This is a genomic window from Candidatus Poriferisodalis sp. (assembly GCF_965208485.1).
Taxonomy (GTDB): Bacteria; Actinomycetota; Acidimicrobiia; order Acidimicrobiales; family Poriferisodalaceae; genus Poriferisodalis.
This window is the reverse complement of sequence record NZ_OZ242344.1, coordinates 563,239-586,941: the sequence shown is the minus strand read 5'-3', so window position 1 is coordinate 586,941 and position 23,703 is coordinate 563,239. Positions and strand designations below refer to the sequence as shown.

The window sequence follows — 23,703 nt, the reverse complement described above, 5'->3', positions numbered from 1 at the left end:
GCCCGGCAACACCAAGCGTGGCTAGCGCAGTCGTTCAACGGCACTAGAGAGGTTCGGTTCCCTCTTCCAGCACGTGCAAGTACCCCGTGTATGCAAACACGCGATTGCGACGCTGACCCGTGGCTTCGGAGGCGATACCTAGTTCGCAGAGACGCGTCAACGCATTATTGACAGCAGGCCAGGAGAGGCCGCTGAACTTGGCGCTCGTTTCAACGTTGAGAACTGGCCGTTGCATGAGCGATTCGTGTACCCGCAGCGCCGAGCCTGCCGCTCGGCCAGTGCGGTCACTGATCACCTTCCGGTCGTGGGCCGCCATCTCTTCGAGACGTTGCGTCGTGCTGAGCGCGGCGTCAGCAGTTGACCGGATGCCTTCGAGGAAGAACAACAGCCACTCGTTCCAGTCTCCGTACAGCCGCACACGGTTCAGTAAGTCGTAGTAGTCCGATCGGTTCTGCTTGAGGTACAAGCTCGGATAGAAGGCTTGCGTCGACAACACATCACGATCCAGCAACAAGAGCATGATGAGCATGCGGCCGATTCGGCCGTTGCCGTCGAGGAAGGGGTGGATGGTCTCGAACTGCACGTGTGCGAGCCCTGCATGCATCAGCGGAGGAAACCTGTCATCGGCATGCAGGAACTTCTCCAAGTCAGAGATCGCCTGATGAGCCTCTTGCGCAGGAGGCGGCACAAACGCCGCATTTCCTGGGCGGGAACCGCCAATCCAGTTCTGCGTCGATCGGAATTCTCCGGGATGCTTGTCCGCACCGCGTCCAGAAGACAGCAGAATCCCGTGAGCCCGCCGCAACAGGCGATTGCAGAGCGGCAACCCCGATGGGTTCGTCATTTCTGCGACGGCGTGCTCGAGCGCAGCGACGTAGGTTGAGACTTCCGTCACATCGTCGAGCGGCACACCCGGTGACGCATCGAGTTCGTGACGCATGAGATCGGACAGCGATGACTGTGTCCCTTCGATCTGAGATGACAGCACAGCCTCCTTGCGCACGTACGAGTAGATGAGCAGACCCTTGTTGGGGAGATAGCGAACTGCGCCATCGAATCGGCCGAGGGCTCGGCTTGCCTCGTCAAGTGCGGTGACCAGCGGCCCATCCATGCTGAGCGGTGGATCCGGCGGCAGTGGTGCGGGTACAAATGCGCGCACTTCTTCACCCGCAACCGTGGTGATGACGTACTCACCAGTCGGGGTGCGGAGTCGTGTTGCAGCCATGCGTCGTTGCTCCTGCCTGTCTCGGCTGTGATCCGTGCAGCGTGCTTCTGCACTGGCACTATGCGGGTTGTCGCAACCCGCTCTACGATAGCTGCTATTAAACGTTGTGGCTCAATGTTTGTTTGTGTGCGTGTTTTTGTCGTGTTGTCAAACTGCGCGAGATAACGCAGTTGGCTATACAGCTTGAGGCCGCAACGTTGAATAGAACATCGGAAGCAGTCTCGGACGAGAGATGCGAGGACACGGCGCGCTACGGTGCGGCTGCGCGATCTGGTCGAGCGAGATCGCGGCTCGGCTCGACACGTCGAAGGAGACAGCCATGAGCTTTGTGGAGATGCGGCGCTACCGCCTGAAGGTGGGTGCACCCGAGCACTGGGTCAAGGTGTACTTCGAGAAGGGCTACGAGGCGCAGCGCAAGTACCTCGGCGAGCCCGTGGGTTACTACACCACCGAGTTCGGCGGCATCAACGAGATCATCCACATGTGGCGCTACGACACGCTCGAGGAGCGGGCCGCCAAGCGCAAGGCGCTCTTCGAGGATCCCGAGTGGCTGGAGTTCGTGAGGGAGATCGCGCCGCTGGTCGAGACGCAGGAGAATGCGCTCCTGCGCGACATCTTCGAGACCTGAGCCGAGAGCGGGTGACCGATTTCGAGGCTCAGGCCTCGCGCCCGGCAGCTGAGTCTGTGCTGGTGCACTGACACGAGACTGGAGAGCACACCGATGCCGAACACGATGATGGACACCTGGTCCGCCGGGGGAGAGACGCTGGGCACGTGGCTGTCGATGGCTTCGAGCCACTCGGCCGAGATCGGCGGGAGAGCCGGCTTCGACTACGTCTGCGTGGACATGCAGCACGGCGTGGCCGACTACCAGGTTGCCGTGACGATGATCCAGGCGATCGAGATGGGCGGCGGCACGCCCATCGTGCGGGTGCCGTGGAACGAGCCGGGCATCATCGGCCGGGTGCTGGACGCCGGGGCGCGAGGCGTCATCATCCCGATGGTGAACTCTGTCGCTGAGGCGCAGGCCGCGGTGGCCGCGTGCAAGTACCCGCCGCTGGGCGCTCGCAGCTTCGGGCCGATCATGGTGGCGCCACGCGCTGCGGCGGGGGAGGACTACTTCGGAGTGGCGAACGACGCCACCGCTTGCATTCCGATGATCGAGACACGCCAGGCAGTGGAGGCGCTCGACGACATCTTGGCGATCGAGGGCGTTGACGCGATCTACGTCGGGCCTGCCGATCTGTCCATCAGCTACGGCTACGGACCGGCCTACACCGACGACAATGCCGACTACAAGGCGGCGCTGTGCCACATCGCCGAGCGCTGCGCTGCCCACGGCGTGGTGGCCGGCATCCACTCGACGGCGGCGCTGTCGGCCGACCGCCGCGGCAAGGGCTACCGCATGCAGACCGTCGCCGGCGACGCCATGGCGCTCGGCCGCGGCATGGCCCGCGACCTGCGCACCGCGCGTGAGTCCGGTGTCGCCGATGCGGCCAGCGGCGCCGACTCCAAGATCTACTGATCGACCTCAGCGCCGGCGCTGCCCACACAGCCCCGTTGGGAGCCTGACGTGCTGCCTTCTTTGTAGCTGCCGTACGCTACAGACATGGCGCTAACCCAGACGACCACGCTGCGTGTACCCACTGAGTTGCGGGACGAGATCGCGCGCCTCGCGGAGCAGCGCAGCACATCGATGCTGCAGGTCGTGACAGAAGCCGTGCATCGGCTCAGCCGCGACGAGTGGTGGGCATCGGTGCGACACGCGCTCGACGATCTCACGTCCGAACAGGCGGCTTCCTATCAGTCCGAGAGCTGCTCTCTCGACGCCGCAGTTGCGGACGGCCTTGATGGCGGTTGAGCAACGGCTGAATCGGGGCGACATCTGGCACGTCGATTTCGGTGCCGAGCCGCGTGATCCCGAACAGGCGCTCGTGCGCCCGGCTGTGGTCGTGTCCGAAGACCGGCTGCATCATCCGAATCTGAGGATGGTCATTGTCGTCCCGGGAACCTCCACCATTCGGGGGATCCCCCTGCATGTGGTCTGCCTGCCTGACAGAACCAACGGGTTGTCGGCCGAAACGGCGTTTCAGATTGAGCAGGTGCGAGCGGTCTCGACTGAGCGTCTCATCCGTCGGATTGGTCGTTTTGATGTGCTGGCGCTCGCGACAGTCGACGAGACGCTGCGCAGCGCTCTGGACCTGTGACCGGATGCGGCGCGGGACTGAGCCCGGATTCACCGGTGTGATGTGGGTGGGTGGTGCGGCGCGTCCACCAGAAAGGCCTCCTGAGGTGGCGTTTTGCCGTTTGTGGATGTTCGGCGTGATGTCATGACGGGAGGCGCTTTCTGTGAGCACTGTAGTTGGGGGTTTGGACCGGATCGAGGCAGTGTTCGACGACGGGTCTGTGGTCGGCGACGCGGGGCTGGTGCTGGCGGGCACGCTGGTGGGCCGGCTGGGCTTGGAGGGTCTGGTCGGCGAGGCGGTGCGCCCGCCGGGGGCTGGGCGCGGGTCGGGCGCGAAGGTGCTCACGGCGGTGTGCTCGATGCTGGTGGGCGGGTCGTTCTTTTCTGACGCGGACAGGCTGCGGGCGGACTCGGCTGGGGCGGTGGTGGGGTTCGCGCCGGTGGCGCCGTCCACGCTGGGGACCTTCGCCCGGTCGTTCGCGTGGGGTCGTGCGCGCCGGCTGGACCGCGTCGGGGAGCTGGTGTTGGGCCGTGCGTGGGCGGCGGGCGCGGCCCCGGCGGCGAAGGCGGTCACGGTCGATGTCGACTCCACGCTCGCGGTGGTGCACAGCGACGCGAAGCACGGCGCCGCGTACGGCCACGGCGAGCGGCTGGGCTACCACCCGCTGATCGCGGTCCGCGACGACACCGGCGAGATCGTGCACTCCCCGATGCGCAAGGGCTCCTCGCAGCGCGGAAACGTCGGCTTCGCCGCGGGGACCCTGTGCCGGGTGCGCCGCCTGGCGCCCGACGCGGCGCTGATGCTGCGCGCCGACGCGGGGTTCTTGTCGTGGGACCTGATCGACAAGCTCGAAGCGCACGACACCAGGTTCGTGGTCGCTGTCGCCCCCAACCCCAGCGTCACAGCGGCTGTCGCCGCCATCGGCGCCCACGACTGGGACACCGATCGGCTGCACAGACGACGGCGAAGCCCAGGTCGCCGAGGCCACTCTCACCAGCGGCCGACGCGCCGCGGGCAAGCCCAAGCCACGGTGCGCCTCGTGATGCGCCGCACCCGCCTCGCAGGCGGCCAAGCCGAGCTGTGGCCGAACTGGCGCCACCACGCCGTGGCCACCGACATCGACGCCGACGGGCTCGACACCAAAGCAGCCGACACCGCCTGCCGCGCTCACGCCCGCGTCGAGCAAGCCATCCGCGACATCAAAGCCGGCGGCCTCGCCCACAGCCCCTCAGGACGGTTCGCGGCCAACGCCGCCCGGCTCGCCTTCGCCGCCCTGGCGCACAACATCGCACGCTGGGCAGCGCGCATCGGAAGGCTCCACGAACCCCACAAGCCCACCGTTGGGGCCACCCTCGCCCGGCGCCTGCCCAGCATCGCGGGCAGGCTCGACCGCCGCAGCGGACGGCCCACCCTGCAACTCCCGGGCCGACACATTCACCACCGCACTGCGACACATCCGCAGCATGCCCCAGTGTGTTGCGTCTGATTTCGCGCGACAGATTTTGAGTTTTTTCAAGCAGTATCGGTCAGGGTTGGCGGTCTGGGCGCAGGGGGCTGTCGATGACCGCCCTGCCGGGCCGGAGACTGAAGAAGGTGCTCACAGCAGAGCAGAAGTACGACTTGTGGGTGAGGATGCTCGCCGGGCAGATCACCCAGGCGGAGGCAGTCGCGGAGGCGGGCGTGGACCGGTCGGTTGTCGCTCGTTTGCGTGCGGTGGCACGCGACGGCGCGATCGCCGCGTTGGGGGCGTCGAGGCTTGGGCGTCCTCGTCAGACCCGAGCTGAGGCGTCGGAGGCGGCAGCTCTTCGCGTCGAGGCGGAGCGGCTGGGCCGCACCGTGGTCGAGCAGGCTGTGGAGCTGGCGGTGCTGCGGGGAGAAACGGGCTGGGGATGAGCGGCCCTGTCCCCGCCCGCGTCGATGGGGCCGCCAAGGAGTGCTTGCTGGGGCTGATCGACGACGCCACCGCAGCGGGATGGACCCACGGCCGCGTGTGCGCGGTGCTCGGTTTGGAGCGGCGCCGGGCGTGGCGCTGGCATCGGCGTCGAGCCGCGGGAACGCTCGACGACGCCCGCCCCGGAGGGCGGCCGATCCATGGGCTGCTGGGGTGGGAACGCGACGAGACCGTGAACCTGTTCGACGAATGGGGCGACATCGACCGGTCCCATCGCAAGCTCGCCCACCGGGGCTCCTATCTGGGCCGCGTGTGGGTGTCGCCGTCCAGCGCGGACCGCGTTCTCGCAGGCCACGGCCTCGCCCTGGCCGGCGTGCCGCGCGCCAAGCGTGCCCCGAAGACGCCGTGGCCCGACTGGTGCGAGTGGCGCCCCAACCAGCTGTGGTGCTGGGACGGCACCCAGTTCCCCCGATGCCAGGCAGCGAAACACGCGTACGCCGTCGTCGGCGTCGTGTCCCGCAAATGGATCGCAACCCGCCTCACCTCGACCCCGGACTCGGTCGCCGCCCGGGTGCTGTTCGCTCGGGCGCTCGACGGCGAAGGGCTGCTCAGCGGCGAGACCGCCGCCCGCCTCGCCGATCCCGACGCCGAGCCGCCCCACCAAGACGACATCCCGCTGCTGCTGGCACTGTCGGACAACGGCCCCGAGATGCGCGCCGGCGACACAGCCCGCTTCGTGGCCGCCTGCTCGACCGCCCAGCACTTCGGGAGGCCCTCCACGCCCACCGGCCAAGCCTGGATCGAGTCCCTGTTCGCACACGTCAAAGACGAGCACCCCACCTGGACACCATCGCCGACCCCGCCGGCCTCGCCCGAGAGCTCGAACGAATCCGGTGTGTTGCGTCTGATTTCGCGCGACAGGTTCTGAGTTTTTTCGAGCAGCATCGGTCAGGGTTGGCGGTCTCAGCGCAGGAGGCTGCCGATGACCGCTCCGCCGGGCCGGAGACCGAGGAAGATGCTCACAGCAGAGCAGAAGTACGACTTGTGGGTGCGGATGCTGACTGGGCAGATCACCCAGGCCGAGGCGGCGGCGGAGGCCGGCGTGGATCGGTCGGTGGCGCGGTTTGTCGTGGGGGCGGGGTGAGGGCTGGGCGGACGCGTGGGTGGTCGGCGGCGGCTTGGGGGGTGGTTTGTGTGCTGCGCCCGGGGGGGTGTGCTGCGCGGCGCGGCGTGGCGCTGGGGTTTGTTCAGCAGCGCTGGGGCAGGTTGCGGATGTGTCGCAGTGCTGTGGTGAACGTGTCGGCCCAGGGCCATCGGGCCGGGAGCCGCAGGGTGGGTCGGCCGCTGCGGTTGACGAGCCGGCCGGGCATGGTGAGCAAGCGGCGTGCGATGGTGGCCCCAACGGTGAGCTTTCGGGGGTCGTGGACTTGGCCGATGCGTGCTGTCCAGCGTGCGATGTTGTAGGCCAAGGCGGCGCAGGCGAGCCAGGCGGCGTTGGCGGTGAAGCTGGCTGAGGGGCTGTGGGCGAGGCCGCCGGCTTTGAGGTCGGCGGTGGCGAGCTCGACGCGTGCGTGGGATCGGCAGGCGGCGTCGGCTGCTTTGGTGTCGAGTTCGGCTTCGCTGATGTCGGTGACGAATGTGTGGTGGCGCCAGTTGGGGAACAGGTCGGCCTGGTCGCCGACCAGGCGGGTGCGGCGCACCACCAGCCGCACCGTGCGCTCGGGCTTGCGGTTGGGCCGCCGTGCGCTGGTGAGCGTCGTTTCGGCGACTTGGGCCTCGCCGTCGTCGGTGTAGCCGATCGGGGTCCAGTCCGCATCGTCGACGGCCGCGACGGCCCTGCCGACGGCGGGGTTGGAGGCGACAGCGATCACGAACCTGGCGTCGAGCGCGTCGAGCTTGTCGACCAGGCCCCACGACAAGAACCCCGCGTCCGCGCGAACCGTCAGCTCCGCGTCCGGGGCGAGACGGCGCACCCGGTTGACGGTCTCGGCGAAGAAGCGGACATGGCCCCGCTGGGAGGAGCCCTTGCGCATCCGGGAGTGCACGATCTCGCCGGTGTCGTCGCGTGAAGCCACCAGCGGGTGATATCCCAGCCGCCCACCGTGCCCGTACGCGGCGCCGCCCTTCGCGTCGCTGTGCACCACCGCGACCGTGGAATCGACATCGACCGTGACCCGTTCCGCCGCCGGGGCGGCCCCAGCAGCCCACGCGCGGCCCAAAGCCAGCTCCTGGACGCGGTCCAGCTGACGCACATGACCCCACGTGAAGGACCGCAAGAACGTCCCCAACGTGGACGGCGCCACCGGCGCGAACCCAACCACCGACCCCGCCGAGCCGGCCCGCAGCCTGTCCGCGTCCGAGAAGAACGAGCCCCCCACCAGCATCGAGCACACCGCCGTGAGCACCTTCGCTCCCGACCCGCGGCCCGCCGCAGGCGGGCGCACAGTCTCGTCGATCAAGCCCTCCAAGCCCAACCGGCCCGCCAGCGTGCCCACCGCCAGCAGACCCGCGTCCCCCACCAAAGAGCCCACGTCGAACACTGCCACGACCCGGTCCAACAACCGCGTATCATCGCTCACAGAAAGCGCCTCCCGTCATGGCATCACGCCGCGATCTCACAACCGGCAAAATGCCACCCCAGCAGGCCTTTCTGGTGGACGCAAACCCCACCAGCCCAACCAAACCGATGGATCTGGGCTAAGTACCTTGCGGCCATCTCGCCCGCTCAAGGCCAATGGCGGATGTCTCGACCGATCTTCGCGCCCAAGGCTGATGTTGCAGCGCCGGTCTCGGCTCGGCAGTGCTTCGGGTCGGGACAGTACGCTCGCCTGTGGGGATCGACTTGGAGGGAAACGTGGACGTCGACTATCCGATCATCTCGGCCGACTCGCATATCGCAGAGGCACGCAACACCTACGTCGACTACATCGACCCGAAGTGGCGCGATGTCGCACCGCGGGTGGAGTGGACCGAAGAGCGCGGCGACGTCTATGTGATCGACGGCATGAAGCGCACCATCGACATGGGGCTCATCGCCGCCGCCGGCCAGAAGCCCGAAGAGTTGAAGCGCAGCGCGGCATACGAGGATCTGCCGCGCAGCAGCTACGACTCGACGACTCGCACCGCTGACCAGGACCGTGACGGTGTGTCCGCAGAGGTGATCTACCCGTCGGTGGGGATGGTGCTGTGCAATCACCCCGACGCCGATTACCAGAAAGCGGCGATGGACGCCTACAACCGGTGGATCACCGAGTACTGCTCGGTGGACACCGACCGGCTCTTGGCCGTGGGCCAGACGGCGCTGCGCTCCGTGGAAGAGGCCATCGACGACATCGAGGCCATGGCCGAGGCGGGCATGCGGGGCGTGATGATGTCGGGCAACCCGCACACCGAGTTCGACTTCGACGATCCCCGCTGGGATCCCTTCTGGCAAGCAGCGGTCGGCTTGAAGCTGCCGCTGTCATGGCACATCCTCACCAGCCGAGGTCAGGGCAGGTCGCGCGGACCCAAGGCCAATGCCTTCATGACCATCATCCGGGCCAACCAGGACATCATGGGCACGCTCGTGTTCGGCGGTGTCTTCGAGCGCAACCCGGATCTGAAGGTTGTGTGCGTGGAGGCCGATGCGGGCTGGGTGCCGCACTACATGTACCGGATGGATCACGCCTACAAGCGCCACCGGTACTGGCTGCCGCCGAGCCAGGAATTGTCCAAGCTGCCGAGCGAGTACTTCCGCGAGCACATCTACACCACGTTCCAGGACGACTGGGTGGCGTTCAAGATGGTCAACGACGTCAACCACCGGCGACTGCTGTGGGCGAACGACTTCCCGCATTCGGACAGCACGTGGCCGTGGAGCCAGGAGCTGCTCGACGAGCACTCGGCACATCTCACGCCGCAGCAGCAACGCGACATTCTCTGCAACAACTCCGCCGAGCTGTACGACATCGACCTGACGACGCTGCCCGTCGGCGGCGACCGCTTGGCGACTGCTGCTGCCTGAGACGGGCGTCCGGTCTCCTCGGCACAGCAGAAGAGCGAATAGCCCGAACGGAGTCGTCCGGCGTGTCCCGAACTGCATCAAACCGACGGGTACGGTGGGCCGCAGGTGCCGCGCGCGCTCGGCCGCGGCTCATATCTGGGAGTCCCCTCCATGCAAAGCCACGAAGTCGACTACGAGGTCTTCGGTGACGATCTGCAATTCGTTGAGGTCGAGCTCGACCCCGGTGAGACTGTCATCGGCGAGGCCGGCACGATGATGTACCTCGAGGACGGCGTCACGTTCGAATCCAAGATGGGAGACGGCTCCGATCCCGATGCGGGCCTGTGGGGCAAGCTGAAGTCGGCCGGCAAGCGTGCGATCACCGGTGAAGGCCTGTTCATCACCCACTTCACCAATACCGGCGCGCATGGCAAGGTCAAGGCGGCGTTCGCGGCGGCCTACCCCGGCAAGATCATCCCGGTGGACTTGGCCAAGATGGGCGGCGAGATCATCGCCCAGCGCGACGCTTTCCTGTGCGCCGCCCTGGGGACCAAGATCGACATCGCCTTCCAGCGGGGCATCGGCACCGGACTCTTCGGCGGGGAGGGTTTCGTGCTCCAGCGCCTGTCGGGCGACGGCATGGCCTTCCTCCATGCGGGAGGATCGATCAGGGCCATTCAGCTCAACAACCAGACGGTGCGGCTCGACACTGGCTGCCTGGTCGCGATGCAGCCGTCGCTGCAGTACTCGATCGAGCGTGCGGGAAACCTCAAGTCGATGTTCTTCGGCGGTGAAGGCCTGTTCTTGGCCACGGTGTCGGGCAGCGGCTGGGTGTGGCTGCAGTCGCTGCCGTTCGAGCGGCTGTCGTCGAGGGTGCTGGCCAATGCTGTGGGTCCGGCGTCCGATGACTCGCGTGGCGTCCTGTCGGGCTGGTTGGAGCGCAGCTAGGCGTTTCGCTCTTCGGCAAAGCCGTACCTGACCCGCCGTAGGGTCTTGCCCATGAAGCTTGCATCGGGCCGTGTTGCTGTCGAGGACCTCTTCGAAGCGCAGGAAGCGTTTCACTCACGCGGCTGGACCGACGGGCTGCCGGTGGTGCCGCCGACCGACGACGCCGTGGCCGCCTGCTTGGACTGGGCGATGCTGGCGCCCGATCATCTCATCGGCATCGAGCCGGTGCGGGCCCGTGCCATCACCGCCGAGAAGGCAGCCGTCAACGCTGTGATGGCGGGCTGCCTGCCGCCCCATTTCCCGGTCGTGGTGACTGCGCTCACGGCCTTGCTGCAGCCCGAGTTCGGCCTGCACGGGCCGACGGCCTCCACGGGCGGCTGCGCGGTGCTGCTCATCGTGAACGGACCCATCCGGCGCGAGCTGGCAATGGATGCCACCTTCAGCGCACTCGGCGGCGCCGACCGCTCACGGGCAGTGATCAGCCGGGCGGTGCGACTGGTGCTCGCCAACGTGCTCGACATCAAGCCCGGGGGCATCGATCGCTCGACGCTGGGACATCCCGGCAAGCTCGGCTACTGCATCGCCGAGGACGAGGAGGCCACCGGGTGGCTCTCGCTCGGCGACCAACGGCTCGGCACAGCACCCGCCGAGCGGGGCCATGTGTCGTCGGTGACAGCGGTGGCCTCGATGGCGCCCCGGCAGGTCATGAACGAGTGGACCACCGACCCCGCCGAACTGTGCGAGACCCTCGCCGCGGAGATACGCGCCAACCAGCTCAACTATTCCATCTGGCCGGGCAACTACGCGGTGGTGCTCCCGCCTCAACTGAGGAACCACTTCGATGCCGCTGGCTGGTCAAAAGACGACATCTCCGCGCGCGTGTATGAGCGGGCCACGGTGCGCCGGGGAGATTGGGACGCCGTTGGCAAGGGAGCGGTCGTGAAGAACCGGGCCGAGCGCACCTATCCAGCGCTCGAATCGCCGGAGGATCTTCTGATCGTCGCCGCGGGCGGTCCAGCAGGCGGATTCGCAGCGGTCATCCCGCCCTGGCTCGGCACCCGCAGCCGCGCCGCCACCGTGGCCGTCGGAGCCTGCGTGGATTGCGAGATCAAGTAGAAGAACATCGCTTCTGAGGGTGAGACGCCCGGTGCCGCGTCGCCCTCCTGCAGCTTCCCTGAGCGAGTCGGTGGCCATTGCTGCGATACGGGCTCACTATTGGCCATGACAGAATCTGGCCATGACAGAATCGCCAGATGCCGGGAGACGACGCCACGCCGGGTTCAAAGTAACGAGGAGCGCCGCCAATGCGCGGCCCGAATGCTCATCGCGCAAGCGTGCTTGTCGTCGTCAGTCGGTCCGCCGAGTGGCCGCGGCGTGGGTGTTCGCAGTCGGCGTCGTGATCTCAGGAGCGCTGCCAGCAGCAGCATCAACAGGAGACCTGAGCCGACATGGCGGCATCGACCGATACGAGACCTCGCTGATCGTCGCACAGCAATTCATCGCTGAACGCAGCGGTCAGATCGGTGCGGTCGTTCTTGCTGCAGGCACGTCATGGCACGACGCTGTCGTAGCTGCACCGTTGGCAGCGTCCTTGGATGCTCCTGTGCTGCTTGTGCATCCGGAGGGATTCAGCGAATCGGCGCTGACGTGGCTGAGCAGCGTGGACATCCCCAAGGCGGTGGCCGTAGGGGATGCGAACTCGGTGCCAGATGCGGTGCTGAAGTCACTGAGCGATACGGGCATTCCCGCCGAACGGCTCGGCGGAGACGATCAGTACTCAACAGCCGCCGTTGTGGCAGCCGAACTCGGCAGGCCGGGGCGCCTGCCGGGCCTTGGTCGGACAGCGATCGTGGCGAGCGGGGAGGCATTTGCCGACGGCCTCGCGGCCGGGCCGCTTGCGGCGATTGGCCGTCATCCGATTCTGCTGACATCGCAGGAAGAACTGGCGGCGCCGACCCGTGTCTTTCTCGCGGACGCCGCTCGATCGGTGGACCATGTCGTGCTCATGGGCGGTGCAGTTGCTATCGGCAAAGAGGCCGAGCGCGACATCGAATCGTTGGGTGTCGAAGTCACGAGGCTCGCAGGCGCTACGCGCTACGAGACTGCACAGATCGCGGCGAGGCTGCTGGACCGCACTCACGGACACCGCAACCGGGGCACCTGCACGCCACGCGGCGCCGTGGGGCTGGCGACGGGACATGTCCCGTTCGATTCGCTCAGCGCGGCACCTTTTTTGGCGGAGTTGTGCGCACCGCTGCTGCTGACTCAGTCAGACAGCCTGGTCGACGCTGCTGTGCAGCGGTTGCAGTGCTATCCCGCTGCGAGTATTCACGTGTTCGGCGGCACCGCAGCGGTGACTGCCTCGGTCGCCGAATCAGCCCTGTCATCTGTGCCCGACGGAAGGCCTGGATCTGTAGTCGCTCGTTGCGGTGGCGGTCTCGGTGGCGGGAACGGCACCGGGGGCGGTGACGGGGGCGCAGGTTCCAGCGGCGGAGGATCTGGTGCCGACGGCGGTGCCGGTCCTATTGCGAGCAGCGGTGGCGGTGGTGGTGGCGGTGCCGACGACAGCGGCGGTGAACGACCCGACAGCCGGGGAAGCGGCGGCATTGGCGGTGATGATGACAGCGGCGCGGGGAACGGCATCGACGGCGATGGACGCATTGCGTTTGTCGTGCACGGCGGTCCGGCCAACATCTTCTTGATCGACGCTGACGGCGGCAATCCGCGGCAGCTCACCGCTCACGACAATGACACGGGAGCACCAAACTGGTCGCCAGACGGCGCGGAAATCGCCTATTCGGTGGCCGTCGACGGCGGCGTTGCCATCTTGGCAGCCGCCGCGGACGGCACCGGTGCCCGCAACCTCACCGACGGCAGCCGCACCGACCGCAATCCGGCGTGGTCGCCCGACGGCACGAAGCTGCTGTACGACAGCGCCGACGGCTGGGATCCGTATCTCTACTCAGTTCGGTCCGACGGAACAGACGCTGCGGCGCTCACCAGCTTCCACGCACGAGAGCCGCAGTGGTCGCCCGATGGCAGCAAGATCATGTACGTGGCGAGCAACGGGACTGACTCGGATGTGTTCGTGATGAACGCAGACGGCACCAACCATGTAGAGCTCTCCAGGAACGCCACCAACGACAGCGACGCCGTGTGGTCGCCGGACAGCACCAAGGCGGCGTTCGTCAACAGATTCCAGATCTACGTGGCACCGGTCGACGGCGGTGCCGCGACGAATCTCGGCAGCGGCAAGGAGCCTGCCTGGTCACCCGACGGCGCCAAGATCGCCTTCCTGCGGGCTGTGGGAACTCAGTACGAGGTGTATGTGATGAATGCCGACGGTTCGGATCCGACACGGCTCACCACAAACCAGCGACCAGACTCGCGCCCGACCTGGTCGCCTGACGGCAGCAAGATCGCCTATTTGACCTCAACCGAGGATGGCAGCTACGAGATCGTTGTCATGAACGCCGACGGCACAGACTCCCGCCAGCTCACCGACAATGAGCACGACGACGGCGACGACGGCTCGGTGCTTCTGCGCAGCAGAGACCGGGTCGGCGATTTCGCTTGGTCGCCCGACAGCACCACGATTGCTTTCAACAGCAAGCCGATTGACGCTGAGATCGGGGTTATGAGTGCTGATGGGTCTGGTGTGGTTCAGCTTACTGATAATGGCCGTGATGACGAGAGTCCGGTGTGGTCGCCGGACGGTGAGCGCATTGCGTTCGTGTTCGATGACGGTGACGCTGAGATCGGGGTTATGAGTGCTGATGGGTCTGGTGTGGTTCAGCTTACTGATAATGGCCGTGATGACGAGAGTCCGGTGTGGTCGCCGGACGGTGAGCGCATTGCGTTCGTGTTCGATGACGGTGACGCTGAGATCGGGGTTATGAGTGCTGATGGGTCTGGTGTGGTTCAGCTTACTGATAATGGCCGTGATGACGAGAGTCCGGTGTGGTCGCCGGACGGCACCCGTATCTACTATGTCACCGATGACGGGGACAGCGAGATCGCCGTCATCAACGCCGACGGAACCGAGTACGAGCAGCTCACCGACAACGACTGGCCTGATCAACAACCCGCGGTGTCCCCGGACGGCACCCAGATTGCCTATACCGCAATCGCAACCGTCGGTGACGTCGAGATCTACCGGATGAGCGCTGACGGCACCGGCATCACCGCGTTGACCTCCGGCGGTGCGCACAGCCTCGAGCCGGTGTGGTCTCCGGACGGCTCGCACATCGCCTACATCGAACGGCTCCTGTGGTTCAGGACGGTGGAGGTCATGGCCGCAGACGGCAGCAATCAAACGTCTCTCACTTTCGGCGCCGACCCTGCCTGGTCACCCGATGGCGAGTGGATCGCCTTTGCCAGCGGCGGCATCCTGATCGCCGCTCGTCCCGACGGCAGCGGCAAGCGGCGTCTCATCGGCTCGAGCGGCACGATGTATTCGGCACCGGCTTGGCAGCCGTAGCCGCGCCGCTGCCGCGGCAATCGTGGATTGCGAGATCAGTCAGTCCGCGCGACCGCTCGGGTCGCCGGTCGCGCCAGACTCCGAGCATGGACGAAATCCGCAGTCGGCACCGGTCGGCGACTACGCACTCAGGCTTGCTGCCAGATCTGCCAGACGACTACCTCGCATCGGTCGAGGACTACCACCGACTCGCCTACGCAGTAGTGGGTGAGGCGCGGCGGGTGGCGACGGGCCGCTTCGGCTTGCGGAGCCTGCCGCAGGGATTCGGCACGCCGCTGTTCGATGTCTCGATGGGCCGTGCCGGTGAGATGGAATGCCGCGTATGGATCGGAGGTGACGAGATGTTCGCCGACGAGGGCGGCGTGGTGCGTGCCATGCCCATCACGACGCTGAATGCAGCCGCGAGATTCGTGGGTGTCTCACTGGGTACGGAGGCGCGTGAGCACGACAGTCCCGAATTGGGCGATCCCGACCGTTGGCTGCGCGTCAGTCCCGAGATGGGCGCCCACCTCTCGGCGTGGTACCGGTTGGGATCCGACGTCTTGGCGCAATTGTGTGTTGTGTCCGGTGCCGACGACGCGGACGAGATCCAGCTGTGGCCCGGCCACTTCGACATAGCGACAGCGATCGGCGACGCCGACGTCGGCACTCGAGCCACCTACGGCCTGTCGCCCGGCGATGCCGCCCATCCCCACCCCTACGTCTACGTGGGACCGTGGGGTGACGTGGATCGCAGTGATCCCTACTGGAACGATGCGGCATTCGGCGGTGCGTCGCTGCCCTACAGCAGAATCGTGGAATCTGCCGATCCCGCCGTTGATGTCCTCGAGTTCCTGGCGGCGGGATTCGGACGCGTCGACGCCAGCAGCCCGAACTCAGAGCGCCGTTGAGTGCGTTGCACGTCGGCTCGTGGCAGCATGCAGCCATGCAGCATGCAGCCACGCAGCCATGCAGCTCATCCGGGCGTTGGCTGGGGCGAGACGGCGCACGGAAGACCACGAGGAGGACCGCGTGGAACTGCTGAACCCCACCCACGAACAGGAGCCGGAAGGGTTCGCAGCACCGGCCCGGCTCTCGACGCTGGAAGGCGCCACCATCGGGATCATCTCGAACGGCAAGGAGAACACCCGGCCGTTCTTCGACCATATGGAACGGCTCCTGCGCGACCGTCACGGTGTGGCCAAGGTGATCCGCCGGACCAAGCCCAACTACAGCGCGCCCGCGCAGCACGAGCTGCTGGCCGAGGCGATGGGCTGGGACGCGGTGCTGGCCGGTGTGGGCGACTGAGGCAGCTGCTCGTCGTGCAGTCTGCACGACGCTGTCGCCGCCGAACGGGTCGGCGTGCCCGCGGTCAGCGTGATGACCAGTGCGTTTGTGAGCGCTGCCGAGCTGATGGCCCGCGTGCAGGGCGTGCCGGACCACCCGTTCACCGTTATCGAGCACCCCATCGCCAGCGCCGACGAAGCGGGACTTGTGGCTCGTGCCGAATCGGCCACCTCGGCAGCCGTCGCAGTGCTCACGGCTCAGTAGCATTCGCACGAACTACCCACCCTTGATCTACTGGAGCAGCAGAACATGGTGAAGCCCATTCCCGACGACTACCCGCGCATCTCGGTGGCGATGAGCATCGACGGCGCCGCAGACGCCATCGCGTTCTACACGGAGATTCTCGGGTTCACCGAGCGAATGCGCATCGACATGGGCGGCAAGATCGGCCACTCCGAGCTGGCATTGGGCGGTTCGCTCATCATGGTTGCCGACGAATTCCCCGAGATGGAGTTCCACTCGCCCAAGCACTACGGCGGCTCGCCCATGCAGCTGAACCTGTACATGGAGGACGTCGACGCCACATTTGCTGCTGCGCTCGCGGCGGGCGCCACTGAGGTGCGGCCGATTGTGGACCAGTTCTACGGCGACCGCTCAGGCATGATCGAGGATCCGTGGGGTCATCGCTGGAACCTAGCGACCCACATCGAAGACGTTGATGCCGAAGAGATGGCACGCCGCTCGGAGGCTGCCATGGCCGAGATGGCGGACGGCTGAGCGAGCCGGCCTGAGGAGCCACGCAGTCGGCTTGGCGTTTCCGTGGTCGCATCTGTTGTTGACCGGTCTTGTTCGCTGCGCTCACGGGCCGCTCGGGCCACGGCTTCGCCTGCCGGCTCAGCCTCTGAGTCCGACGCCAGCGGCATTCGCCGGCACCCGAGGGCGGTTCGCTCAGCCACTCCGGCGGGCTACGAGCACGACGGGCGCCGCTGAGACAGCAAAAAACACGCCCGCTGCGGCCAGCGCGACCGGCAGCGACACGAGCTGCGCCACAACGCCCAGACCGAGGCCGATCGCCACCTCCCCGACGGCTTGGGACTGGCCGACGAACGAGACCACGGTGGCTCTCACGGCAGGCTCCGCATGCCGGTTTGCCATCGCCTCGGTCAAGGAATAGGCAGTCTCCCCGGCGACATCGAGGACCGCCCAGCCGGCGAGAGCGATCGCGAACCACGGGCTGAGCGCAAGTGCCAGTGCGCCCACAGCGGCGATCGTCAGGAATCGCGCCAGCAGGCACGCATCCCGTTGACCGCTTTGCTCGTCTGCGTCTGATCGTTCGAGGCGCCGGCGAAGCCACGTCATCATCGGGATCGCCAGCGCCGACATCACGAACCAGGCTGCGCCGAAGAACAGGACTGCCTCCCGGCTGCTGAGATCGATGAGACCGAGATCGAACAGACGCAGGGCAGAGAGTCGGTCGTTCGCTTCCCAAGCACCCGCAGCGATGGCAGCCGACAGGGTCACCGCAAGCAGTGACGGGTCCCGGCGCACCAGCCACGCGCCGCGCTTCCAGAGTGTGATCGCGTCGTTCCAGGCACCGGTGCGCGCCGGCCTGGGTGCGCCGCCGGCCCGCCGTCGGGGCGACTCGAACCCGGCTTCGGGCATCGTGACGGCCAAGTAACCGGCTGCGGCGATCGCAAGCATCCCCATCGCGGCCATCGATCCCCGCACCGACCAAGCGCCCGTTACGGTCGCGGCCACAAGACCGACCATGACACCCACGGACCGGAAGATGGCATGGCGCACGATGAGCCCGTCCACTTGGCGGTTGTGATCGGTGCGGGCGATGTCGCTGTCTTCATCTTCGGTGTCTTCGCCTGAAGTCGGGGATTCGACGAGCATCAGCGCTGCACTGCGATGTGAATGCGACGCGTGGTGGGCGAGCTCGTCGGTCATCCACGCCGTGGCAGCGCCGCTCTGCAGCGTCCAGCCGATACCCCACAGCACTTGCCAGATGACGAGAGCTCCGAACATCTCTGTGACCGGGCCCAACGCCATCGCTGTGCCCATGACGGCGTAGGCCGCGACCACGGAGTACTTGCGGCTGTAGAGGTCGGCGACCACGCCGGTCGGCGTCTCGGTCACGAGAATCGTCAGCACCAGGGCGGTGCCCAGTGCGGCGAGCCGGAACGGTGACAGCCGCAGATCGACCACCCACCAGACCATGGCCGGCAGGCCCCATGCGAATGCCAGTCCCTGCACGCCTCCCATCAGCAGGAACAGCCGATCGGGACGGTGCCGCACGACGTCGAAGCCTAGAAACGACTTCCGGCGCAATCTTGCCGAGTGCGATGGTGCGGCGTCCGTGCCCAAAGTTCCGACGAGAAGTGCGGACTCGTGACTTTGGGGTGTTCGTGGGCGCTCTCTACAGGCCGCCGGCGGGCAGCTCTCTGGCGTAGATCTTGAATCGGGGCACAGCCGAGCCGCTGACGTCACTCCAGATTCGGCTTGTTTGGACGCGTGCTGCGTTGCCGATGGACCAGCCCGAGTCGTAGTCGTACTCGCTGTCGCCGTCGGTCAGTGAGAGAAAATGAAAAGGGTCCTCAAAACTTGTGTGGAATATCAGCGTGTAGGCGGAGGAGGCGTCGAGGGCGACATCGGCACAGTCGGTGGCCAGCATCGTGACCCCGTAGACCTTGTTTGGTGTGAACCACCCCCCCGTGCCCCCGAAGCTGTCCAGGAGGTCCGTGGTGCACAGCGGCGTGTCGTCGGCGGATCTGAAGTCCGGGTCGACCGTGCCTTCGTACAGCGCGGCGAAAGGCCCACCACCAAGAGGTTTGCCGTTCCCCAGCGCGAGGACGCGGAAGCGGTCGATGACGTACCCATGCGTGTGAGAGCCGGTCTGGATCGTCGTCGAGAACCGACGACCGACAACCGTTGAGCCGCTCCGCCGTTTGAGACGCTCGCTCTTGGTGATGGTCTCGGAGGTGTCGGTGTCGTTGTCGTCGTCGGTGTAGGTGTTCTCGACCATCAGCTCGGTACCGGTGATGTCGGTCAGGTCCAGCTCGTAGGGGCCGTTGTAGACCCGCGACTCGTCGCCGTTGCGCAGGTCGCTGGCGGACACCTTCGCGAAATAGCGCCGCGAGCCTCCGCTGACGTGGATGTACGCCAGACCGTCGTCTCTGAAGTCGTCGCCGTCGCCGTAATGGGAGATCGTGCCGTCGGTGTGCTCGAACCCGTACCCCAGCCGCCCGCCACGGCCCGCAGACAGAGAACCGCCGGGGATGGTGAGCTGCAGCCGGTAGCTGCGCCCTCCGGGCAGCTCCAGTCGCCAGTAGTCGCCGGTGGTGCCGTGGCCGGTGTCGAGATCCTCGGTGAGATGGCCGCTGCTGGTGGTGCCCGGCCGCACCACCCCCGCGGTGGACGCGCCGTTCAGATACGACCCGGGAAAATCGCCCGCAGCATCCGACGGCTCAGTCGTGACCGCCGTGGACCCCTGAGCATGCGACGGCCCCGCGAACAACCCCGACGCCCCCAAGACCACCACGACCGCCGCCGCTAACAGAGCAACCCCTCGCCGGCGGGGCCTCACGGGGGCTACCCCCCCCCCCCCCCCCGAACCGGACGACCGCGTCGCGGCCCCGAGCCCGACGAGACGCTCAGCGGGGAACCAGCAACGCTCATCTGATGCCAGCCTCCTGGTTGCGCAGCACGCAGCGGGATCACGCCCGCACTCGATCCGGCACCACACTACTGCGCGTGCTGACCTGCACAAGCCCGCACATCACTGTGTGGGCTGGCCCGCCCAGGCCAACACACTTGGCCAACCCCGCTTGTGCCGGGGCAGCGGACGCTGTCATGGGTTCGGTTCGCGCGTTCAGGCGGTGTCAAGCAGATTGCCGCCGAGGCGCTCTGCCGGCCAGCGCAGGTGCCGGACGTCGTCGTCGGTGACGATGGCGGTGAGCTTCGACTCCGGCGCGACGACTCGGCTGTCGCGGTGTTCCATGATTCGGACCTCAGAGAGTGCGCCAAGATGGGATTGGCGGGTGCGCTACCAGGTGTCGACCATGGGGCGCTTCTTGCCGGTGCGTGGGGGCGGCTTGGGTGCTGCGAGCAGCGCCATGCGGACCCAATCGCGGCTCTCTGCGGGGTCGATCACGTCGTCGATCTCGAAGAACGTCGCCGTGTTCACAGCCTTGCCCTGCTCGTACAGGCGGGCCACCCGCTTCTCGTATTCCGCTATGCGCTCTTCGGGATCTTCGATGGCCTCGAGCTCGCGCCGGTAGCCCAGCTTGACGAAGCCTTCGAGGCCCATGCCGCCGAACTCGCCGGTGGGCCAGGACACGGTGAAGGTCGGCGCTTTGAAGCTGCCGCCGGCCATGGCCTGCGCGCCCAGCCCGTAGCCCTTGCGCAGCACGATGGTCATGAACGGCACCGTCACGTTGGCCGCCGTCACGAACATGCGAGCGGCATGACGAACCGTGGCCTCGTACTCGGCCTGGGGGCCCACCATGATCCCGGGCGTATCACACAGGAACAGCAGCGGGATGTCATGCGCATCGCAGAGTTGGATGAAACGGGCGGCTTTGTCGCCGGCGTCGGCGTCGACGGCGCCGCCGAGGTGGTGGTTGTTGTTGGCCACCACGCCGATCGGGCTGCCCTCGATGCGTGCCAGCGCCGTCACGCAGCCCGGTCCCCAGCCCCGGCGAAGCTCCATCACCGAGCCGACGTCGCAGAGCTTGTCGATGATCTCGCGCACGTCGTAGGCCCGCAGGCGGTTCTCGGGTATCAGGTGGCGCAGTTCCCGCTGGTCGTGGCATTCCCACTCGTCGACGTCGCCCTGGAAGTACGACAGGTACTGCTTGGCAGCCACGATCGCCTCAGCCTCATCGGCCACGAGGACGTCGATGACGCCATTGGGCCACTGCACATCCACCGGGCCGACTTCCTCGGGGCGGAACACGCCCAGACCGCCGCCTTCGATCATGGCCGGGCCGCCGACACCGATGTTCGAGCCTTCGGTCGCGATGATCACGTCGCAGCAGCCCAGCAGCACGGCGTTGCCCGCGAAGCAGCGCCCATTGGTGACACCCACCAGCGGCACCAGGCCGCTGAGCTGCGCGAAGAAGGTGAACGCCCAGCAGTCCAGGCCCGAGCCGCCGATGCCGTCGGTATCGCCGGGCCGTCCGCCGCCGCCCTCGGCCAGCAGCACCACCGGCAGGCGGTTGTGCTCGGCGATCTCGAACATGCGGTCCTTCTTGCGGTGGTTGTTCCCGCCCTGAGTGCCCGCAAGCACCATGTAGTCGTAGGACATCACCATGGCCATGGAGCGCTCGGGGCCGAAGAGTTCACCGTTGACGCTGGCCACGCCTGCCACCATGCCGTCGCCCTGGGTGTTGGCGATCAGGTCATCCATCGAGCGCCGGCGCCGCTGTGCGGCCACCATCAGCGGGCTGTACTCCACGAACGTGCCCGCATCGACCAAGTCGGTCAGGTTCTCCCGTGCGGTGCGATGCCCGCGACCGTGACGCTTGGCCACTGCCTCGGGCCTGTTCTCGTCGAGGCCGAAGCCGCGGCGCTCGAACACTTCGGCCAGATCGGGCCGGATGCAGTCGAGATCGACGGCTGCCGTTGCTTCGACAAGCTCGACGTCCACCTCTGCTTCCTCGACGAACAGCAGCGAATGCCCCTCGTACACCGTGTCGCCGGGTGACACGCCGAGCATGCGCACGATGCCGGTGACCGTCGAGGTCACCACGTGCTCCATCTTCATGGCCTCCATCACGGCGACCTGTTGGCCCTCGGCGACGGGATCGCCGTCGGACACGGCGAGCGAGACGATGGTTCCCTGCAGCGGTGCTGCCACGGCAATGCTGCCGTCAGGACCGGCCACGGTCGCCACGGGCACACTGCGCTGCCACGCGCCTGCCGGCGCGCTGTGCAACGAAGCCGTGCCGGCAGACATGGCCTGTGCCCGCACGGCGTCGGAGGCGGCCCGGTCAGCCGGAGCATCGTCGATGTCGCCGTGTCGAAGCACCGCCAGCGGATCGCCGCCGACGACGGCACCGGCTCTTCCCGCTGCGCCGGTTTGCGTCGGCGGCTGCGTCGGCGCCCACAGCGTCGCGGCAGAGGTAGCGGCTGTGCACAGCTCATCTGCGTGCTCGGTCAGGAAGCTGGTGGTGAGGTCGTTGGCGATCACCTCGGGCCGGTCGAGCAGCGCCGCTTGGAACTCCAGGTTGGTGGCGACGCCGTCGATGCGGAATTCGCCCAATGCCCGGCGTGCCCGGCGCACCGCGTCGGCGTAGTCGGGGCTGAGGCTGCAGGCGATCACCTTGGCGAGCAGCGAATCGAAGCTGGGATTGGTGCCGTAGCCCACGTACCCGTAGGTGTCGGTGCGGATGCCCGGACCGGTGGGCGGCTCGAAGGCGCTGAGCACGCCTCCACTGGGACGGGCGGTGCCGTCGGGCTGCATGGACTCGGTGTTGATCCGGCACTGGATGGCATAGCCGCGCGGCGCCGGCACATCCCGTTGCGCCAATCCCACGTCGGCGAGACGGGCGTCGCCGGCGATCCGCAGCTGCGCGGCAACGAGATCGACACCGGTGACTTCTTCAGTGACCGTGTGCTCGACTTGGATGCGAGCGTTCACCTCGCAGAACGCAATGGCGTCGGGGTCGTCGGCGTCGATGAGGAACTCCCATGTGCCCAAGCTGCGGTATCTCACTGCCCTCGCCATCTCCACCGCTGCGCCGCACACGGCTTCGCGGGCCTCGGGCCGCAGTGTGGGCGACGGCGCGATCTCGACGATCTTCTGGTTCTGGCGCTGCAGCGTGCATTCCCGTTCGCCGAGGTGGGCGACTGCCTCGCCGTCACCGATGATCTGCACCTCGATGTGGCGGGCACGCTCGATGAGCTGCTCGACGTAGAGATCCCCGTTCCCGAAGGCCGCCGCGGCCTCGCTGGCACAGCGCTCGTAGGCAGCCTCGAGCTCGCCGGCTGAGCGGACGGCACGCATGCCGCGCCCGCCGCCGCCGGCGAGCGCCTTGATCATGATCGGCCCGTGCTCGGCGAAGAAGGCCTGCGCTGCCTCAGCCGAGGTTGGCTCGGAGGTGGCAGGAAGCAGCGGAACGTCGTGCTGCTGGGCGAGCGCCCGCGCAGCCAGCTTGTCGCCGAAGAGCTCGAGCTGCAGCGCAGTCGGTCCGACGAAAACGATGCCGACGGCCTTGCAGGCAAGCGCCAAGGCGGGGTTCTCCGCGAGGAACCCGTAGCCAGGATGGATCGCATCGCAACCGGCCGACACGGCCGCGTCGACCACACCGTCGACATCGAGGTAGGCGGCCACGCCGCGCCCCTCCAGCGTGACCGATTCGTCGGCGACGCGAGTGTGCAGCGAGGCGGTGTCATCGTCACCTGCGATCGCGACGGTGCCGATGCCGAGCTCGCTCGCTGCCCGCGCCACCCGCACGGCAATCTCGCCACGGTTGGCAATCAGCAGCTTCTTCAGGCCCATCGATGCAGTCTCCCTGTTCGCACCCCTGCTGTGTGCAGGCGCACACGACCGCGAGCGGATCGCGGCAGCCATGGCACGCATATTCCGCTCCGCGTGTTTACCGCAGAGCACCCGGTTCGCGTCGATTGAGCGCGCAAGCAGCCTCGAGTCCATGCGAATTCCGGCCCGCGATCGCCAAAAGCATGAGCGCTCGTCCATGTTCAGCTTGCACTGGATTC

21 protein-coding genes are annotated in these 23,703 nt (G+C 67.0%); 15 read left to right on the top strand and 6 right to left on the bottom strand.

The features are described from left to right. Window positions 1-43: 43 nt before the first annotated feature. The gene (locus ACOGXQ_RS02765; protein ID WP_419945936.1) at window positions 44-1,225 is read right to left on the bottom strand and encodes a Fic family protein; all 1,182 of its coding nucleotides are present in this window, start codon (window positions 1,223-1,225) and stop codon (window positions 44-46) included. Window positions 1,226-1,544: 319 nt separating this feature from the next. Here ACOGXQ_RS02765 and ACOGXQ_RS02760 point away from each other — a divergent pair, with 319 nt between their 5' ends. The 8 genes from ACOGXQ_RS02760 to ACOGXQ_RS02725 all read left to right on the top strand — a co-directional run bounded on the left by ACOGXQ_RS02760 (window position 1,545) and on the right by ACOGXQ_RS02725 (window position 6,446). Further along, complete coding sequence (locus ACOGXQ_RS02760) at window positions 1,545-1,853, top strand: NIPSNAP family protein (protein WP_419945935.1); 309 nt, start codon at window positions 1,545-1,547, stop codon at window positions 1,851-1,853. 93 nt (window positions 1,854-1,946) lie between these two features. Next, window positions 1,947-2,750, top strand: a complete 804-nt coding sequence (locus ACOGXQ_RS02755; RefSeq protein WP_419945934.1) for an HpcH/HpaI aldolase family protein — start codon at window positions 1,947-1,949, stop codon at window positions 2,748-2,750. 84 nt (window positions 2,751-2,834) lie between these two features. Further along, on the top strand, window positions 2,835-3,086 hold the full coding sequence (locus ACOGXQ_RS02750; RefSeq protein WP_419945933.1) for a hypothetical protein: 252 nt from the start codon (window positions 2,835-2,837) through the stop codon (window positions 3,084-3,086). Next, entirely contained in the window at window positions 3,076-3,432 is a 357-nt protein-coding gene (locus tag ACOGXQ_RS02745; protein WP_419945932.1) for a type II toxin-antitoxin system PemK/MazF family toxin, read from the top strand. The genes ACOGXQ_RS02750 and ACOGXQ_RS02745 overlap by 11 nt, the downstream gene beginning before the upstream one ends. A gap of 142 nt (window positions 3,433-3,574) precedes the next feature. Next, the gene (locus ACOGXQ_RS02740) at window positions 3,575-4,897 is read left to right on the top strand and encodes an IS1380 family transposase (RefSeq protein WP_419945931.1); all 1,323 of its coding nucleotides are present in this window, start codon (window positions 3,575-3,577) and stop codon (window positions 4,895-4,897) included. A gap of 74 nt (window positions 4,898-4,971) precedes the next feature. Continuing rightward, window positions 4,972-5,304: a helix-turn-helix domain-containing protein gene (locus ACOGXQ_RS02735; RefSeq protein WP_419945930.1), complete on the top strand. Its 333-nt coding sequence runs from the start codon at window positions 4,972-4,974 to the stop codon at window positions 5,302-5,304. Next, the gene (locus ACOGXQ_RS02730; protein WP_419945929.1) at window positions 5,301-6,230 is read left to right on the top strand and encodes an integrase; all 930 of its coding nucleotides are present in this window, start codon (window positions 5,301-5,303) and stop codon (window positions 6,228-6,230) included. Before ACOGXQ_RS02735 ends, ACOGXQ_RS02730 begins: the two co-directional genes overlap by 4 nt. Window positions 6,231-6,284: 54 nt before the next feature. Further along, the gene (locus ACOGXQ_RS02725) at window positions 6,285-6,446 is read left to right on the top strand and encodes a hypothetical protein (RefSeq protein ID WP_419945928.1); all 162 of its coding nucleotides are present in this window, start codon (window positions 6,285-6,287) and stop codon (window positions 6,444-6,446) included. Window positions 6,447-6,549: 103 nt separating this feature from the next. Here ACOGXQ_RS02725 and ACOGXQ_RS02720 read toward each other — a convergent pair whose 3' ends face one another. After that, entirely contained in the window at window positions 6,550-7,881 is a 1,332-nt protein-coding gene (locus tag ACOGXQ_RS02720) for an IS1380 family transposase (protein ID WP_419945927.1), read from the bottom strand. A 251-nt stretch (window positions 7,882-8,132) separates the two neighbouring features. Between ACOGXQ_RS02720 and ACOGXQ_RS02715 the strand changes: the two genes are divergently transcribed. From ACOGXQ_RS02715 to ACOGXQ_RS02685, 7 genes are all read left to right on the top strand, one after another. Next, window positions 8,133-9,305 (top strand): amidohydrolase family protein, encoded by a 1,173-nt coding sequence (locus ACOGXQ_RS02715; RefSeq protein WP_419945926.1) that lies wholly within the window; start codon window positions 8,133-8,135, stop codon window positions 9,303-9,305. 150 nt (window positions 9,306-9,455) lie between these two features. Continuing rightward, window positions 9,456-10,232: a TIGR00266 family protein gene (locus ACOGXQ_RS02710; protein ID WP_419945925.1), complete on the top strand. Its 777-nt coding sequence runs from the start codon at window positions 9,456-9,458 to the stop codon at window positions 10,230-10,232. Window positions 10,233-10,283: 51 nt separating this feature from the next. After that, a complete protein-coding gene (locus ACOGXQ_RS02705) occupies window positions 10,284-11,348 on the top strand; it encodes a hypothetical protein (RefSeq protein ID WP_419945924.1) in 1,065 nt (354 codons plus the stop codon). A gap of 247 nt (window positions 11,349-11,595) precedes the next feature. Then, window positions 11,596-14,712, top strand: coding sequence for a cell wall-binding repeat-containing protein (locus tag ACOGXQ_RS02700; protein ID WP_419945923.1), 3,117 nt, complete (start codon window positions 11,596-11,598; stop codon window positions 14,710-14,712). Window positions 14,713-14,798: 86 nt separating this feature from the next. Then, on the top strand, window positions 14,799-15,602 hold the full coding sequence (locus ACOGXQ_RS02695; RefSeq protein WP_419945922.1) for a hypothetical protein: 804 nt from the start codon (window positions 14,799-14,801) through the stop codon (window positions 15,600-15,602). A gap of 121 nt (window positions 15,603-15,723) precedes the next feature. Continuing rightward, window positions 15,724-16,242: a UGSC family (seleno)protein gene (locus ACOGXQ_RS02690; RefSeq protein WP_419945921.1), complete on the top strand. Its 519-nt coding sequence runs from the start codon at window positions 15,724-15,726 to the stop codon at window positions 16,240-16,242. Window positions 16,243-16,287: 45 nt separating this feature from the next. Further along, the gene (locus ACOGXQ_RS02685) at window positions 16,288-16,755 is read left to right on the top strand and encodes a VOC family protein (RefSeq protein ID WP_419945920.1); all 468 of its coding nucleotides are present in this window, start codon (window positions 16,288-16,290) and stop codon (window positions 16,753-16,755) included. Between the two features lie 171 nt (window positions 16,756-16,926). On the opposite strand, the gene ACOGXQ_RS02680 is transcribed toward ACOGXQ_RS02685, so the two are convergent. The 4 genes from ACOGXQ_RS02680 to ACOGXQ_RS02665 all read right to left on the bottom strand — a co-directional run bounded on the left by ACOGXQ_RS02680 (window position 16,927) and on the right by ACOGXQ_RS02665 (window position 23,485). Next, window positions 16,927-18,279, bottom strand: a complete 1,353-nt coding sequence (locus tag ACOGXQ_RS02680; RefSeq protein ID WP_419945919.1) for a hypothetical protein — start codon at window positions 18,277-18,279, stop codon at window positions 16,927-16,929. Window positions 18,280-18,400: 121 nt separating this feature from the next. Next, entirely contained in the window at window positions 18,401-19,522 is a 1,122-nt protein-coding gene (locus ACOGXQ_RS02675) for a hypothetical protein (RefSeq protein ID WP_419945918.1), read from the bottom strand. A 330-nt stretch (window positions 19,523-19,852) separates the two neighbouring features. Then, window positions 19,853-19,981: a hypothetical protein gene (locus ACOGXQ_RS02670; RefSeq protein ID WP_419945917.1), complete on the bottom strand. Its 129-nt coding sequence runs from the start codon at window positions 19,979-19,981 to the stop codon at window positions 19,853-19,855. A gap of 45 nt (window positions 19,982-20,026) precedes the next feature. Beyond that, window positions 20,027-23,485 (bottom strand): carboxyl transferase domain-containing protein, encoded by a 3,459-nt coding sequence (locus ACOGXQ_RS02665; protein ID WP_419945916.1) that lies wholly within the window; start codon window positions 23,483-23,485, stop codon window positions 20,027-20,029. Window positions 23,486-23,703: the final 218 nt, after the last annotated feature.